The organism is Phyllobacterium sp. (genome assembly GCF_037994405.1).
GTDB lineage: Bacteria > Pseudomonadota > Alphaproteobacteria > Rhizobiales > Rhizobiaceae > Phyllobacterium.
The window spans coordinates 1-13,555 of record NZ_JBBNAN010000353.1; the positions used below are offsets into that span (position 1 = coordinate 1).

Annotated in this window: 13 protein-coding genes and 3 pseudogenes; 9 read left to right on the forward strand and 7 right to left on the reverse strand. The window is 56.0% G+C overall.

Features of this window, described 5'->3' with window-relative positions:
* The 4 genes and pseudogenes from AAAC48_RS19490 to AAAC48_RS19505 all read left to right on the forward strand — a co-directional run.
* Positions 1–255, forward strand: a pseudogene (locus tag AAAC48_RS19490) (AAA family ATPase); the annotation flags it as partial.
* Between the two features lie 468 nt (positions 256–723).
* On the forward strand, positions 724–1,704 hold the full coding sequence (locus AAAC48_RS19495) for a formylglycine-generating enzyme family protein (RefSeq protein ID WP_340655769.1): 981 nt from the start codon (positions 724–726) through the stop codon (positions 1,702–1,704).
* 8 nt (positions 1,705–1,712) lie between these two features.
* Positions 1,713–2,679 (forward strand): annotated as a pseudogene (locus AAAC48_RS19500) (HAD family hydrolase).
* 61 nt (positions 2,680–2,740) lie between these two features.
* The gene (locus tag AAAC48_RS19505; RefSeq protein ID WP_340655770.1) at positions 2,741–2,875 is read left to right on the forward strand and encodes a hypothetical protein; all 135 of its coding nucleotides are present in this window, start codon (positions 2,741–2,743) and stop codon (positions 2,873–2,875) included.
* Positions 2,876–2,933: 58 nt separating this feature from the next.
* Here the strand turns inward: AAAC48_RS19505 and AAAC48_RS19510 are convergent, their stop codons facing one another.
* On the reverse strand, positions 2,934–4,643 hold the full coding sequence (locus AAAC48_RS19510; protein ID WP_340655771.1) for a histidine kinase: 1,710 nt from the start codon (positions 4,641–4,643) through the stop codon (positions 2,934–2,936).
* Between the two features lie 281 nt (positions 4,644–4,924).
* Between AAAC48_RS19510 and AAAC48_RS19515 the strand changes: the two genes are divergently transcribed.
* Entirely contained in the window at positions 4,925–5,527 is a 603-nt protein-coding gene (locus tag AAAC48_RS19515) for a hemolysin III family protein (protein WP_340655772.1), read from the forward strand.
* 7 nt (positions 5,528–5,534) lie between these two features.
* Here the strand turns inward: AAAC48_RS19515 and AAAC48_RS19520 are convergent, their stop codons facing one another.
* Both AAAC48_RS19520 and AAAC48_RS19525 read right to left on the reverse strand, forming a co-directional pair.
* Positions 5,535–5,933 (reverse strand): hypothetical protein, encoded by a 399-nt coding sequence (locus AAAC48_RS19520; RefSeq protein ID WP_340655773.1) that lies wholly within the window; start codon positions 5,931–5,933, stop codon positions 5,535–5,537.
* Positions 5,934–6,094: 161 nt separating this feature from the next.
* Positions 6,095–6,830 (reverse strand): annotated as a pseudogene (locus tag AAAC48_RS19525) (substrate-binding domain-containing protein); the annotation flags it as partial.
* Between AAAC48_RS19525 and AAAC48_RS19530 the strand changes: the two are divergent.
* On the forward strand, positions 6,802–7,068 hold the full coding sequence (locus AAAC48_RS19530; RefSeq protein WP_340655774.1) for an FCD domain-containing protein: 267 nt from the start codon (positions 6,802–6,804) through the stop codon (positions 7,066–7,068). The pseudogene AAAC48_RS19525 and the gene AAAC48_RS19530 overlap by 29 nt on opposite strands.
* Before the next feature lie 6 nt (positions 7,069–7,074).
* Here the strand turns inward: AAAC48_RS19530 and AAAC48_RS19535 are convergent, their stop codons facing one another.
* The 4 genes from AAAC48_RS19535 to AAAC48_RS19550 form a co-directional block, all read right to left on the reverse strand.
* On the reverse strand, positions 7,075–7,647 hold the full coding sequence (locus AAAC48_RS19535; RefSeq protein WP_340655775.1) for a DUF1349 domain-containing protein: 573 nt from the start codon (positions 7,645–7,647) through the stop codon (positions 7,075–7,077).
* 30 nt (positions 7,648–7,677) lie between these two features.
* Positions 7,678–8,769, reverse strand: a complete 1,092-nt coding sequence (locus AAAC48_RS19540) for an ABC transporter ATP-binding protein (protein WP_340655776.1) — start codon at positions 8,767–8,769, stop codon at positions 7,678–7,680.
* A complete protein-coding gene (locus AAAC48_RS19545; protein WP_340655780.1) occupies positions 8,766–10,319 on the reverse strand; it encodes an iron ABC transporter permease in 1,554 nt (517 codons plus the stop codon). The genes AAAC48_RS19540 and AAAC48_RS19545 overlap by 4 nt, the downstream gene beginning before the upstream one ends.
* Positions 10,320–10,495: 176 nt before the next feature.
* Positions 10,496–11,515 (reverse strand): iron ABC transporter substrate-binding protein, encoded by a 1,020-nt coding sequence (locus tag AAAC48_RS19550; RefSeq protein WP_340655777.1) that lies wholly within the window; start codon positions 11,513–11,515, stop codon positions 10,496–10,498.
* 260 nt (positions 11,516–11,775) lie between these two features.
* On the opposite strand from AAAC48_RS19550, the gene AAAC48_RS19555 reads away from it, so the two are divergent.
* The 3 genes from AAAC48_RS19555 (at position 11,776) to AAAC48_RS19565 (ending at position 13,183) form a co-directional block, all read left to right on the forward strand.
* Positions 11,776–12,525, forward strand: coding sequence for a DUF1868 domain-containing protein (locus AAAC48_RS19555; protein ID WP_340655778.1), 750 nt, complete (start codon positions 11,776–11,778; stop codon positions 12,523–12,525).
* 12 nt (positions 12,526–12,537) lie between these two features.
* Positions 12,538–12,714: a hypothetical protein gene (locus tag AAAC48_RS19560; RefSeq protein ID WP_340655779.1), complete on the forward strand. Its 177-nt coding sequence runs from the start codon at positions 12,538–12,540 to the stop codon at positions 12,712–12,714.
* Between the two features lie 235 nt (positions 12,715–12,949).
* The gene (locus AAAC48_RS19565; RefSeq protein WP_340655781.1) at positions 12,950–13,183 is read left to right on the forward strand and encodes a diguanylate cyclase; all 234 of its coding nucleotides are present in this window, start codon (positions 12,950–12,952) and stop codon (positions 13,181–13,183) included.
* Positions 13,184–13,555: the final 372 nt, after the last annotated feature.

The window sequence follows — 13,555 nt, forward strand, 5'->3', positions numbered from 1 at the left end:
AATCGAGACCAAGGGAAAATCTGCTAAGCCGAATGAGAAGCTCGACCCCAAAGCCGTGTTCGATGCGCGCAAGGAGGTCTCCTCGGTAACAGTCGCGAAGCCCGTTGAGGACTATAACGGGTGGCACTCGTGTTCGCCACCCGTTATCCGGCGAAGCTTGACAAGGATCTGGCCAAATGGCTGCAGGTCGGCGTGAGCCCGCGCGGCGTCATCGGGCTCGACAAGGTCTCCCGCTCATATGCCTGGCTCAGGGGCTTCGCCGGCTCGATGCGCGCGAAGAAATGATGCAGCAATCAGAGCCTGCACGGTACCGGCAACGCTATGTGGCGTTAAATTCCGGCGGCCCGAAAACCGCCTATCCGGCATTGGAGGCCTGGACAAAAAGTATGGGGTTCCGGAGCATCGCGCGGTGGGTCGCCGCCAGTGGCGACAGAGACGTACAGAATAGCATGAGCAGGTTCGAAAGAGATGTTTTCGGCTCTTCAAATTCTGACGCAGCTTCCGGCCACATGACTGACCTTGCTTCGGCAGCTCTTGTTTGGCGAGGCAGCAAAGCTGTTCGCGTCCGGCAAGCGGACGCAAGGGAACCTGCTCTGCCTCCTCTCAATCCCGGAATTGTTACATCCTGAAACCGTCGGAATCGCCGTTTGTAACCGTAACGTACTTCAGTCGCGCGCTATTCTTCTTGATGCTGGACCAAAGAGCATTGGGAGGCCAAACAGGATGACAGCTGAAGCCCGGCAAGAGCACCTTCACGAACGATCGATAACCGGCGACGGTCTTGTCTGGATACCGGGAAAAACCTTCACCATGGGCTCGGACAAGCACTATGCCGAAGAGGCCCTGGCACATCCGGTTAAAGTCGATGGCTTCTGGATCGACCAAACACCTGTGACCAATCGCCAGTTTGGCGAATTTGTCAAAGCCACTGGCTATGTCACGCTTGCAGAGAAGGCGCCCGACCCGAAGGACTATCCCGGCGCATTACCCCATATGCTGAGGGCCGGATCGCTGATGTTCGATCCGCCGATCCGCCCTGTCACTAGCCCCGACATCACCCAATGGTGGACATTCAAGTTCGGTGCAGACTGGCGGCACCCTTACGGACGCCGAAGCGACATAAGGGGCAAGTTTGAACATCCCGTGGTCCACATCGCCTGGTGCGACGCGAAGGCCTATGCCGACTGGGCGGGAAAGGACCTGCCGACAGAGGCCGAGTGGGAACTCGCTGCTCGCGGTGGATTGGACGACGCAGAATTTGCATGGGGCGACGAACTTATGCCGGACGGACGGCTCATGGCCAACACATGGCAAGGCATCTTTCCCCATCACAACCTTCGCTCCCAAGGCGATGACCGGACTTCGCCCGTCCGCAGTTTCCCGCCCAACGGTTATGGCGTCTACGATATGATCGGAAATGTGTGGGAATGGACGGCCGATTTCTGGTCCACCCGCCATCCGGAGCCTGCGGCAAAGGCTTGCTGCATCCCCGTTAACCCGCGGGGCGGAGCGATGGATGCCAGTTACGATCCGGCTCAACCTGCCATCCGCATTCCGCGGCGCGTGCTCAAGGGCGGGTCACACCTTTGCGCGCCCAATTATTGCCGGCGATATCGTCCTGCCGCTCGCCACGCTGAGCCCGAGGATACGTCCACGAGCCATGTCGGCTTCCGCTGCGTCAAGCGACCTGATCCACAACCTTGAGTGCCGTCATGCGTAGCGTCGGCAAATCTTTCCATGTGTTTGCATTTCTATTAGCGATCATATTCCCTACGGTGGCCTATTGTCAGGATGCCCTGCCCTCGTGGCGCGATGGCCGTGCAAAAGCTGCAATCGCCGAGTTCGTCGAGAAGGTGACTGCCAGGAACGGCCCGGATTTCGTACCGATCGAGGACCGTATCGCCGTCTTTGACAATGATGGAACACTGTGGTCGGAACAGCCCTATTATTTCCAGCTTGGCTTTTCTCGATCGCGTCAAGGCACTCGCCCCGGAACATCCCGAGTGGAAAGACAAGGAGCCGTTCAAATCGATCCTTGAAGGCAATCTGGCGGGACTCGCCAGCGCGGGCGAACAAGGAATTGTCGAGCTTGGTATGGCGACACATGCCGGTATGACCACGGACGAGTTCTCGAAGATCGTCAGCGACTGGTTTGCGACAGCAAAACACCCGCGTTTCAAGCGCCCCTACAACGAGATCACCTTCCTGCCGATGCGGGAACTTCTCGACTACCTGCGTGCTAATGGGTTCAAGACCTACATCGTATCGGGGGGTGGCATCGAGTTCATGCGACCCATGACCGAAAAGATGTATGGTATCCCGCCGGAACAGGTCGTCGGCAGCAGCATCGCGACCAAATATGTTCTCGACGGAGAAACGCCCGTACTCGAACGCAAGCCGAAAATCGATTTCATCGACGATGGCGCGGGCAAGCCCGTCGCTATCAACAAATTCATCGGCCGCCGGCCGATATTTGTCGCAGGAAATTCCGACGGCGACTATGAAATGCTCCGCTGGACCACAGCAGGCGGCGGACCCCGGTTCGGCATGATCGCGCACCACACCGATGCAGATCGGGAATACGCCTACGATCGTGAATCGCATTTCGGCAAGCTCGACAAGGCCCTGACCGAAGCCGACAGCCGCAAGTGGCTGGTTGTCGACATGAAGGCCGATTAGAGAAAGATCTACGCGTTCGAAAATTGAACGACAGCTGGCCGCTTGCAAAATACCGGAGGACTTGCTGGCCGGCGCGCAAATCTACGGACCAGGCGAACATCCTGCTGCTCCCGAGCTAGTCGGGCGCATTTACCGCGCGACCACGGCGGCGCGCAGGCTCTATACGGCCTTCAATTTCAAGAAGGGCAAGCGCTAATCTGCTTGGTCGAACTTTGGCGCAAACCGTCCGTTCGAGACCACCCAATCCTGATGTCTCAGCCACGAACCTTGACGGATATTGTCGTGCCTTTCTTGCCAGTCGAGATATGGAGTGCGCCGTCCAGCGGACGCAAGCGCGCTTCCATTCCCGAAAGGCCAACTCCGACACTCTTGCGCTTGCGTCGTTCGATGCCAACACCATCGTCTTTCACTGTTAGCAACAGCATGGAGTGCGGGTCACTTCCTTGACGCACCAGCCTTATCGTTGCTTTGCTCGCGCGTGAGTGCCGATAGATGTTGGTGAGCGCTTCCTGCACGATCCGGAAAATGGCAAGTTCGACGCCCGGAGATGGTCTCATTGTCCCGATTTCAGGCGCAACCCGCAATTCAATCTCCAGCCCGCTCCGCTCTTCAAACCCGACGACGAGGAGCTCCAAAGCGTTCGGTAATCCCGATTCGTCAAGCATTGGCGGGTGCAGCAGGTATGATAGCGTTCGCAGTTCCTCATTGCTTTGCGAGATGAGTTCCGCCGTACGCGCCAATGCCCGTGATGTTTCGTCGTCCATATCTGGCATGCGAGACTTTACATTTGCCAGCTCCATGGCTGCGCCAATCAGGTGTTGCCCGGTGGAATCGTGCAAATCCCGGGCAATGGAACGACGTTCATCATCCTGTGAGACAAGGACACGTTCGCTCACCTCCCGTAGTGATTTGTTGGAATACATCAATGCTATGGAACTGCGGCGCGCTAGCCATGCCGTCGTCACGAAAGCCGCAAGAGCAGCGGCAAGGACGGTACCGTAAACGCGAACGGATTGTCTCCAGCCTGCAAGCAATCTGCCTTCGTCGATGCCATAACTCACGTAAAAGGGAAAATCCTCAACCTTTTGATACGCTATCAGGCGGTGGATCCCCTCTGCGGGGAAAACACTATGGACAACACCACCATCCGCATGTTCAGCGACAGCACCTGCGAACCAGTCGGGCACTGCAGTGCTTCCTTCAAGAAACGGAACATTCACGATCACTTCACCAGTGTCCCGCAGCAGCTGAGCTACATCCGAGGGTGATGCGGCACCGTTAAATAGTTTTGAGAAATATTCGATTGGCATCGTTATCACGATCAGGCCATCGAACCTACCGTCCGCGCGGCGCAAGGATTTGCTCATCGTCAGCGATGGCTTCCCATATACACGGCCAATCAACGACTCGCTGATCAACGTGACATCAGAAGGGTGGTCACGGTGAAAGCGGTAATAATCGCGATCAGTCACGCTGAAAGGTTTTATCGGGGAGCCTTCGCTATAGGATACAAAAAACCCTTCCCGGTTGACGAGTGCGATCACCCCCGAGTGTCTCAGATACTGCTTTTGTGTGGACAAAAGCTTCGATACTCGTTCAGAGGCAATAATTTCGGGCCAAGGCATCGGATCGATCTCCGACGAAATATTCCGCAGCACTATGTCATTCGCCTCAAGGATTTTGCTGACATAGGCCTCCAGCAACGCCGTCTTCTGGCGCAGCTGGACTTTGGACTGTGCAATCATACGATCCCGGCTCTCAAATACACCTAACACGAAGATCGTGACGATGGCAGCCACACTCAGGAGCAGCAAAAGCCCATAAGGCAGCAGAGGCAATGTACCTGAAGTCGTCATGCTGCCAGGCAAGGCTTTCCCGGCTGGAAGCATCAGCCCATAGCGCCGCAATAGCGCAGGCACCAGCGCCCAGTTCCAACGATCACCATATCTGCGCAGAATATTCAATAGCCGCCCCCGATGCAGCAAACGAACACTCTCAGCGTTCAATTTCGTCGGTTTCGATTCCGAAACTACCCGGTAGTGTTACATACTTTCCCGATCCGCGCATCGGACTTTTCCAGGTCTGACGTGCCAAGTCTGCCAAGCATCCACGAGCCGTTCGGATTTCCTGTTGTCTATGCGTCAGAATGCAATAGGCTGGTTCCGACGATGACACCGACCAAGGACAACCATTGCGCAAATCAACGGCACCCATGCGACCTGTTCTTATGTTCAGGGATTATTCCATGGCGGAGCTATGGGCGGACGGTGTTGTTCATATTATCGGCGTCATTTTGGCGATTACCGCATCTGTCATCTTGCTGACGGCTGTTCTGGGTCAACCCGCGAGAGGCGCGTCTGCCGTAACTGCGATTTATCTCGCAACGCTGGTTCTCTCCCTAGCCCTCTCGGCGACCTACAATATTTGGCCAGTTTCGCCGGTGAAACGTTTCTTGCGGCGCTTCGACCATTCCGCAATCTATCTCCTGATTTCAGGCACCTATACGCCGTTTATGGCCAAGAGCGGAACATGGTGGCTTCTCGCGGGGGTGTGGGTGATCGCCGTCGCCGGCGTACTTTTGAAGCTGTTGAAGCCAGACAGGTTCGACAGACTGTCGATCGGCCTTTATCTTGCTCTAGGCTGGAGCGGCGTAGCCGCCTATCACGAGCTTGAAGGCGCGCTTTCGTCCTCCGTGCTCTGGCTCATACTCGCCGGCGGCATGGTCTATTCCTTAGGCGTTATTTTCCACGTGCTTGAGCGCCTGCCCTTTCACAACGCAATTTGGCACAGCTTTGTCTTGACAGCGGCAGGCATCCATTTTGCTGCGGTTTATTCTGTGGTCGTGTGAAAAACCTTTACTGCGTGTCGACGGTGGGGTGTGCACCGCTGTCCTTGGGCGCCGTGAAAGGCATGGTAAATACCTGACCGGCAATGCCCTCTGCGAGGCCGGGTGAAAATGTGAGAGGCATACAGGTGTCCAGCGCGTTCATAGCGGATTCAATGAATTGCTGACGCGCCTTGTCGTCGCCCTCAACGCTGATATTGGTCGGTCGAGGCTTGCCAATGAGAGATCCGTCACGCTTGAAACTGAAACTGAGTGTCACAGTTCCCTTCACGCCAGAGGGTGCTTCCCAGCAGCTATCAATCGCGCGTCCCACATCGTCCATTGTATTGAGTGGCTCTGCTATTGAAGGGCCTACCAGCCAGCCAGCTGTGATAGCCGCCACTGCAGCAGCCATGACATTGTTCTTCATCTCGACTCTCCTGTGTCCAGTGCTCCAAACAAGGATTGGTTTCAGTATTGAGCACTACCTACGTCGCTGATGCAAATCATTAGACGCAATGAGGTAAACAGCAGGAATTCAGACTGGCATTATCAAAGTGAACGAGCCGCGCTTTGGCGCGACTCGTTCGGTTATTGCAGGCCATTGGCTTTCAAAATTTCGGGCGCGTTTTCCTTTGTGATGGCTGGGTCTCAAGAACGATCTTCTTTTCAACCTTCTCACCTGCCAGCACCTTCAAGGCCTGGCGCAAGCCCTCCGCACCTGGTGTTGGATAGAGGAACGTGGCGGCAAGTTCACCTTTGTTCACCCATTGAACACCTTCATTTGGCAACCCGTCCACCTCGATGAAAAGTATGTTCTTTTCGCGGCCCGCATCCTTTGCCGCGAGATAAGCGCCATAGGCCATTGGATCATTGTGGCCATAGACCAGAGTTATGTCTTCATGATTGCGCAGGGCCGTTGCCATGATGTTGTAGGCTTGATCCTGCTTCCAGTCGCCGGACTGCTTGTCTAGAAGTCCTTAATGCCAGGTTCTGTATCGGTGAATTTATGAAAACCGTTGCTGCGGTCGTGACTGGCCTGCGTTCCGAGACCGCCCCAGATCTCGACAACCGTACCCTTGGCTTTGCCCTTCCCGCCGAGCAGATCGACGGCATATTTGCCCGCCGCCTCGCCAATGACGACATTGTCACCGCCGATCCACTGGGTGAATTTGTCGGTATCCACATTACGATCGAGCACGATGACCGGGATTCCCGCATCCATAGCCTTCTCGACCACACCAGTGAGACCAGCCGATTCCTTGGGTGAAATCAGGATCGCATCAACTTCCTGCCGAATGAAGTTCTCGACATCTGCAACCTGCTTGGTGGGCTTACGCGAAATCGCCTCGAAAGAGCGGAGTGAAATTGACCGCGGCAGACGCCTCCTGCTCCGTTACGAGACCCGGATGATGGAAACCTTGGTCGAGCACGAAGCAATCATCACAGCGATTGCCGAGAAGGATCCTGACCGCGCCGCCAAGACAATGGAGGCTCATATATTGCAGATGGGCAAACTTCTCATGCATCTGCGCGAAAAACGGCCAGAGTTGTTTGGAAGCTAAACCCGCTTAGTCGTGGAGATTGCGGGCGATGGCGGGACCGACATCGAGATTCCGAAAAACGGCCTCAAAACCGCCTCGTTCCGGCGAGCACGCCATAAGACCGACTGACGCGTCAGCGCTGGAAAACGGTGCCAGTCGGGCCAATTGCCATGGCGCTCCATTGATCGAAAATTGCACGCGAACCGCATCGTCATGGCGCGTCACCCGCACGGAGACCTCGTCGTCTTTGCTCGAATTGTGCAGTGGAATGACTGACCAATCCGATGCCCCGTTGGTAACGACCGCGCTGAAATGCATCAGCCCGTCAGTGTATTCGATGCCGGTCTTGATCCAGTGACGTTGATCAATTCGCAACATGAGCCCGGCTTGGTCGTAGAGCTCTTGATAATCACCACTGACAGTCACGCTGGCTGTAAAATCGCCTGTAACGGGCGTCAGGTAAGCGTGACCATTGTCCCGCTGGAATCGATAGAAAGTGTCCTGCCAGAAGTCGGTTTTCTCGCTGGTAACGAGCTTTAGTTCCCGCGCGTCGCCACTGAAGGCAGCAGGTTCATTCAACCAGCTGAAATTCTTGCTCATTCATCCCCCAGCGCGCGCAGGTCTGATACTTCACACGAAGACGTGTGCCTGGCCTAGAACCTTTATCTGAACATGGCTGCCAACGGGTGGCAACTCGACACTCGATGTCTTTATCAACAATGGAATTCTATAGGAAATATCGAACTCAGGCTGGTAATCCAGATGCCTGTCCAGAAGGGAAACGGCGATCGCGCTGGATGCACCACCGAATTCAATTCGAGTGATATGTCCGGAACAAATATCCTCACCGGATTGACTTGCAGACCAATCAGCGGACAAGGGCGACACCACGACCTGTTCCGGGCGCAGCATGATCTTGGCAACGCCGCGATACGCCGTGGGCGTAGCGATACGGCCAAGCGCGCAATCAGCCCAACCATCTTCGACATTTGCCGGCAATATGATGGCGTCACCGAGAAAAGTCGCCGTCCCTGGATCGCATGGCCTCATATAGAGCTCGCGCGGGGGTCCGGCCTGCAACAGCTTGCCTTCCCGCAAGATTGCGACCTGATCCGCGAATGACAAGGCTTCGGCTTGATCATGGGTCACCAGTATGGACGTAATTCCCTCAGCACGAAGCAATTCTGCCACTGAGGCCCTTATTCCCTCCCGCAAACCCGCATCGAGCGCAGAGAACGGCTCGTCGAAGAGCATAAGCTTCGGTTGCCTCGCAAGCGCGCGTGCGAGCGCAACGCGCTGCTGCTGCCCGCCAGAAAGCTGATGGGGCCGCCTGTCTCGCATTTGCCTTGCCAGTTCGACCATATCCATAAGCGCCAGAATACGCTTATCGCGGTGGGGTGTCTTTCGCTCAAGACCGAAACCAATATTCTCCGCAACCGTCAAATGCGGGAAAAGCGCCCCGTCCTGGGCGACGATACCAATGCCACGCCGATGTGCCGGAACGGCAGCGGGGCCGTCGGCGAGCAAATGACCGCCGAGGGTTACCTGACCGGTATCAGGAATTTCAAACCCTGCAATCAGACGCAGAAGCGTTGTCTTGCCTGAGCCGGAAGGTCCGACAACCGCCGTTCGACTGCCAATCGGGACGTCAACGCTGACATTGTCGAGTGCACAAACCGGTCCGTAGCGTTTGCTAACGCCCTTTACAGAGAGAAGGGTCATTGGCCGGCCATTCGTTTCGACTGGGTGTACAGCAACAGGGTCATCGGTAAGGACAAAAGCACCATCAGGAACGCGTATGGGGCCGCAGCCACATAGTCAATCTCGCTTGTGAGTGCCCAGAATTGGGTTGCCAGTGTACGCGTGCCATTGGGCGCTAGCATGAGTGTCGCAGTCAGTTCATTGGTAATGCCCAAACCGACGAGCGCCATGCTGACAGCAACACCGGGAGCCGCGAGCCGCATCGTGATTTTCCACGCGGCCTGCAGCGGCGTCCGGCCGAGAGCCATCGCAGCCTGCTCCAGTTCAACAGGGACCTGAGAGATGCTGGCACGCAATCCCACGAGCGATCTCGGGAGAAACAACAACGCATAGGCAAGGAGCAGAGTGGCCATCGTCTGATAGAGCGGAAGCGCCACGCGCACGGTGATGGTCACCAAAGCCAAGGCAACCACGACGCCTGGCAAGGACCCGACATAGTAGTGGCAAGCTTCCATAATGCGTTGCAGACGCCCTGGCGCACGAACTGAGAGCCAGGCCATCGGGACTGTGATGATTGTAGTCAGGACCGCGCCGGCCAGGGCGAAGATAATTGTCTGGCCGAGCGCTACGCCAATCAAATCCAGCCGCCAGACGCTGGCGCCGCCGATGACAAGCCAGCGGCCAAGAGTGACAAACGGAACGCCGAGGGAAAGCACGACGATAATGACACAGAAGACAAGGCTTGGGATGGCAAACCATCCCAATCGCTGCCGAACCGGCATGCGGGCTGCACCTGAGCCTACGCGGGCGTAGCGTTCGTTCCCACGCACAAGAGCTTCAAACCCCAAGAGGCCGAAGCAACATGCGACCAGGACACCACCAAGCATATTGGCGGCAGGACCATTAAAGGCCGACTGAAACTGATCAACGATCGCTGTCGTGAAAGTATCGAAGCGGATCATAACGTAGAGGCCGTATTCAGCCAGGAGGTGCAGGCCGATGAGCAGCGAACCACCGCAGATGGCGAGCCGCAATTGTGGTAACACTGCGAAAAAGAAGACCCGCCACGGACCATGGCCGAGTGACGACGCCGCATCCTCGAAAGCCGGATCCAGACGCCGAAGTTGTGCTGAGACCGGCAGGTACAGGAACGGAAAGTAGGCCAGGATCGAGACCAGCACGCCACCAAAGAGTCCTTGCAGACTTGGCACCAGACTTACCCAGGCGTAGCTATGAACGAACGCCGGTACGGCGAGTGGCGCCACGGCAAGCCATGCCCAGATGCGTGCTCCTGGAAGAGTGGTCCGCTCGGTCAGCCAGGCAAGCGTTACCGAGAGCAGGATCGACAGCGGAATTGTAAAGGCCAGCAACAGGACGGTGTTGATCAACAACTCGCCAACCCGCGGACGGAAAATCAGAGCAGAAGCCGTTTCCCATCCGGTCTGGATCGCAATCCATATGACAAAACCAACAGGAAGCAGCGAGAAAAGGGAAACGATTGCGGCAGCTGCAATCACAGGCGCGTTCGGCACCCCACGGCGACGAACGAGGGGAAGCGGAGCTTGGAGCAGTTCGCCTGGCTGGTAAACGGACTGGCTTGGCGGCAATGCAAAACGGCTTTCAAATTGCGGCGCGTAATCCAGTTGCGAACTGAACGCGTTTGCCGCGTTAAATTGAGCAACATCCCCGATGCTTCCACCGGAGATGTTGCTGGCGAACGGCTATTAGCTCGACCGGGCTCTTGTGACTAGAGCAAACCAGCCGCAGTCATCAAATCAGTGACCTTCTTGCTGTTGAGCTTCGACGGCTCGACCTTCGGAGCGTGCAGGTCAGCCAGCGGGACCAGTGCGGGATTAGACTTGGCATCCTCGCCTACGGCGTATTCGAACGAATTGCCGTCACGCAGAACTCCTTGGCCGCCCTTCCCCGTCACCCACTTCAGGAATGCCTGGGCCTGTTCCTTGTGCTTGCTTGAAACGGGGATTCCACCGCCTGAGATGCTGACAAACGCGCCCGGATCTTCGTTCTTGAAATAGTGCAAAGAGACTTTCTTGCTGTTTTCACCAGTCTTTGCCTGATCACCATAATAGTAATAGTGATAGATAACCGCGCCTTCGACTTCACCGGCATTGACCGCCTTCATGGCAACGCTATTGCCCTTGTAGGGCTTCACGTTTTCTTTCATTGCCTTGAGCCACGAAGCCGTTGCCTCTTCGCCCTTGAGTTCCAAAAGAGCGCTGACGATAGCCTGGAAGTCGGCACCGGCGGGCGCTGCACCCCAACGGCCCCTCCAGCTCGGATCGGCGAGATCCACCAGAGACTTCGGCAGCTTATCCTCGGTCAACTTGTTCTTGTCGTAGGCGAATACGGTTGAGCGAGCGGCAACGCCGACCCAGTGGCCATTCGCCGGGCGGTAGTTTTCCGGCACCTGCGCGAGCGTATCAGCATTGAGCGGCTCGAACAGATTGGCCGCATCAACCAGCGCCATTGCCGGTGAGTTTTCGGTCAGAAAAACGTCCGCGGGCGAAGCTGCCCCTTCCTGCACGATCTGGTTGGCAAATTCCATGTCCTTGCCGTTGCGGATGGTGACCTTGATGCCGGTTTCCTTGGTGAAGCCATCCGACCAAGCCTGAGTCAGGCTTTCATGTTGCGCGTTATATACAACAATTCCATCGGAGGCACTTTGTGCAGACGCCAACATGGTTGAGCCGGCGAGACCGGCGGCCAGAGCCAGCGCACCGGCAAGATATGGGAAGGACAATTTCATGAGAACCCCTATGTCAATGAGCATCCGACCAATGCGGATGCGACGCCCATTCGATAATCATTTATGATAAAAACTGTCAACTTACTTATGGATTGAGTCAGTTACATTTACGTGAGCGGTTCACTCATATTTGTCCGACGGAACCGCAACGGCCCTTCATATCGCTGACAACTGCGTGACGCACACTGCCCGCGCGATTCGCGCTCCGCGCGGCTCTTTCGATTCCACCGCCTCAACACGCTTTATGCTATGGAGTTTGCATGCCCACTTCGATCAAACCGTCGCTTGCCCGATACGCCGCCAGCAACAATTCCAGCGCTCCCCGCCACCTGGGCACGCGTTACGACGCGAGTGGCAATTTCCTGCAGGAGCCTGGCAATACAGTCGTTTGCCACCTGGTAAGTGGTTCGGCATCCGAACGCGCCGTGCTTGACGTGCGCAATCGCATGATGTCGATGACCGATGCCAGCAAACTAACCTTTACGCCTGTCTCCAGCCTGCACATGACATTGTTTCAGGGCATCATCGAATACCGGCGCGCGTTCCCCTACTGGCCACGGGACGTGTCGCTCGACACCAGTATCGAGGCGATGACAGACCTCTATCTGAATCGCCTGGAAGGGTTCAAGGGCGTTGGGACATTCAAGATCAAGGCGATCGACGTCACGCCAGTTGGCCTCACCGTCAAGGGAGCGACGGCCGAAGACGATGCCATTATCAAGTCATGGCGCGATGCGCTATCCGAACCATTCGGTTACCGTCATCCCGATCACGACACATATGTTTTCCACATAACATTCGCCTATCTCATTGATTGGTTGTCCGAAGATCGCCTGGCAGCTTGGCAGGGTCTGTTCGACGACTGTCTGACGTTCCTCGAGCGCGAAGCCCCAATCATTGAAATCCATCCGCCGGCCTTCTGCTGCTTTAACGACATGAGGCACTTCGAAGTGCTGTTGATGCTGGGCAGCAGGCATCAGGAAACGCCCACGATGAGCTTGGCTAAATAGGACACAAGCGCCGTGGTATTCATCATCGGTGACCGCAGCGCGCAACTTCACAAAACTGTCATCTTTGGCACAAATGACGAACCGCGCGGCGTGCTGCACGAACATCGCGTCAAGGGCATGATCTATCACCCATTTGGCCGTGACCTTCTGAAGAACTGCATCAATCAGCGTGGGATCGCAATTTCGTGACAGATGCACCGATTGCGGATATCAACACGCCAGCAGAACAAATGCTCAAGATTTTTGCGGATATGGATGGCAGTGACTGCGTTATCCTGACCGAAAACCTTCGCTACGCGGCTGTGCTTTCAGCCTCGTCACTTCTTAAAATCATCATGAGAAGCAACCTAAGACTGCTCAGGATCAAAATCCGCTGACCAGTCTTCCGGGCAACCGATCCATTCGTGACTATGTTCAGCATGCTATTCGCGATGGTTCCGGAACGCGTTTCTTCTGTTACTGCGACTTCGACAAATTCAAGCCTTTCAATGATCGCTATGGCTTCCAGAATGGCGACCTGGCCATTGCCCTCTTTGCCTCCTTGCTCAGGCACCGATTCGTCGGCGAAGGAAAATTCCTTGGTCACGTAGGCGGCGATGAATTCTTTGTCGGCGTGACCGGCGGGACTCGCGCGGAACTTGAAGACGTGCTGACCTAGCTCTTGCTTGATTTCAGTGCGTCAGGGAACTCTCTACGTCAGAGGATCGCGCCGCGGGTGTCATCCTTGCGCATGATCGACTGGGGGCGAACGCCAGTTCCCGCTGATGCGCTCAAGTATTGCCGTATTGGAAATCGCCGAATGCTATGTTCAAGCGGATATCAACCGCGTGAGAGCATCAATCGCAGCAATAAAGGCCTCGACGAAGGAAAGCGCGGCAGGTCTTTGTTATCAGCCGCTTGCACGAAAGCTAAGATCGAGCCAAAGGTCCCAACCCTCAATACGCCAGGTGCTGTGTGAAAATGTGATCACGGTCTTGCGTTTCCCGCGCAATAAAGCGTGTGATAGACGGTTGTACAGCAACCAAATGAG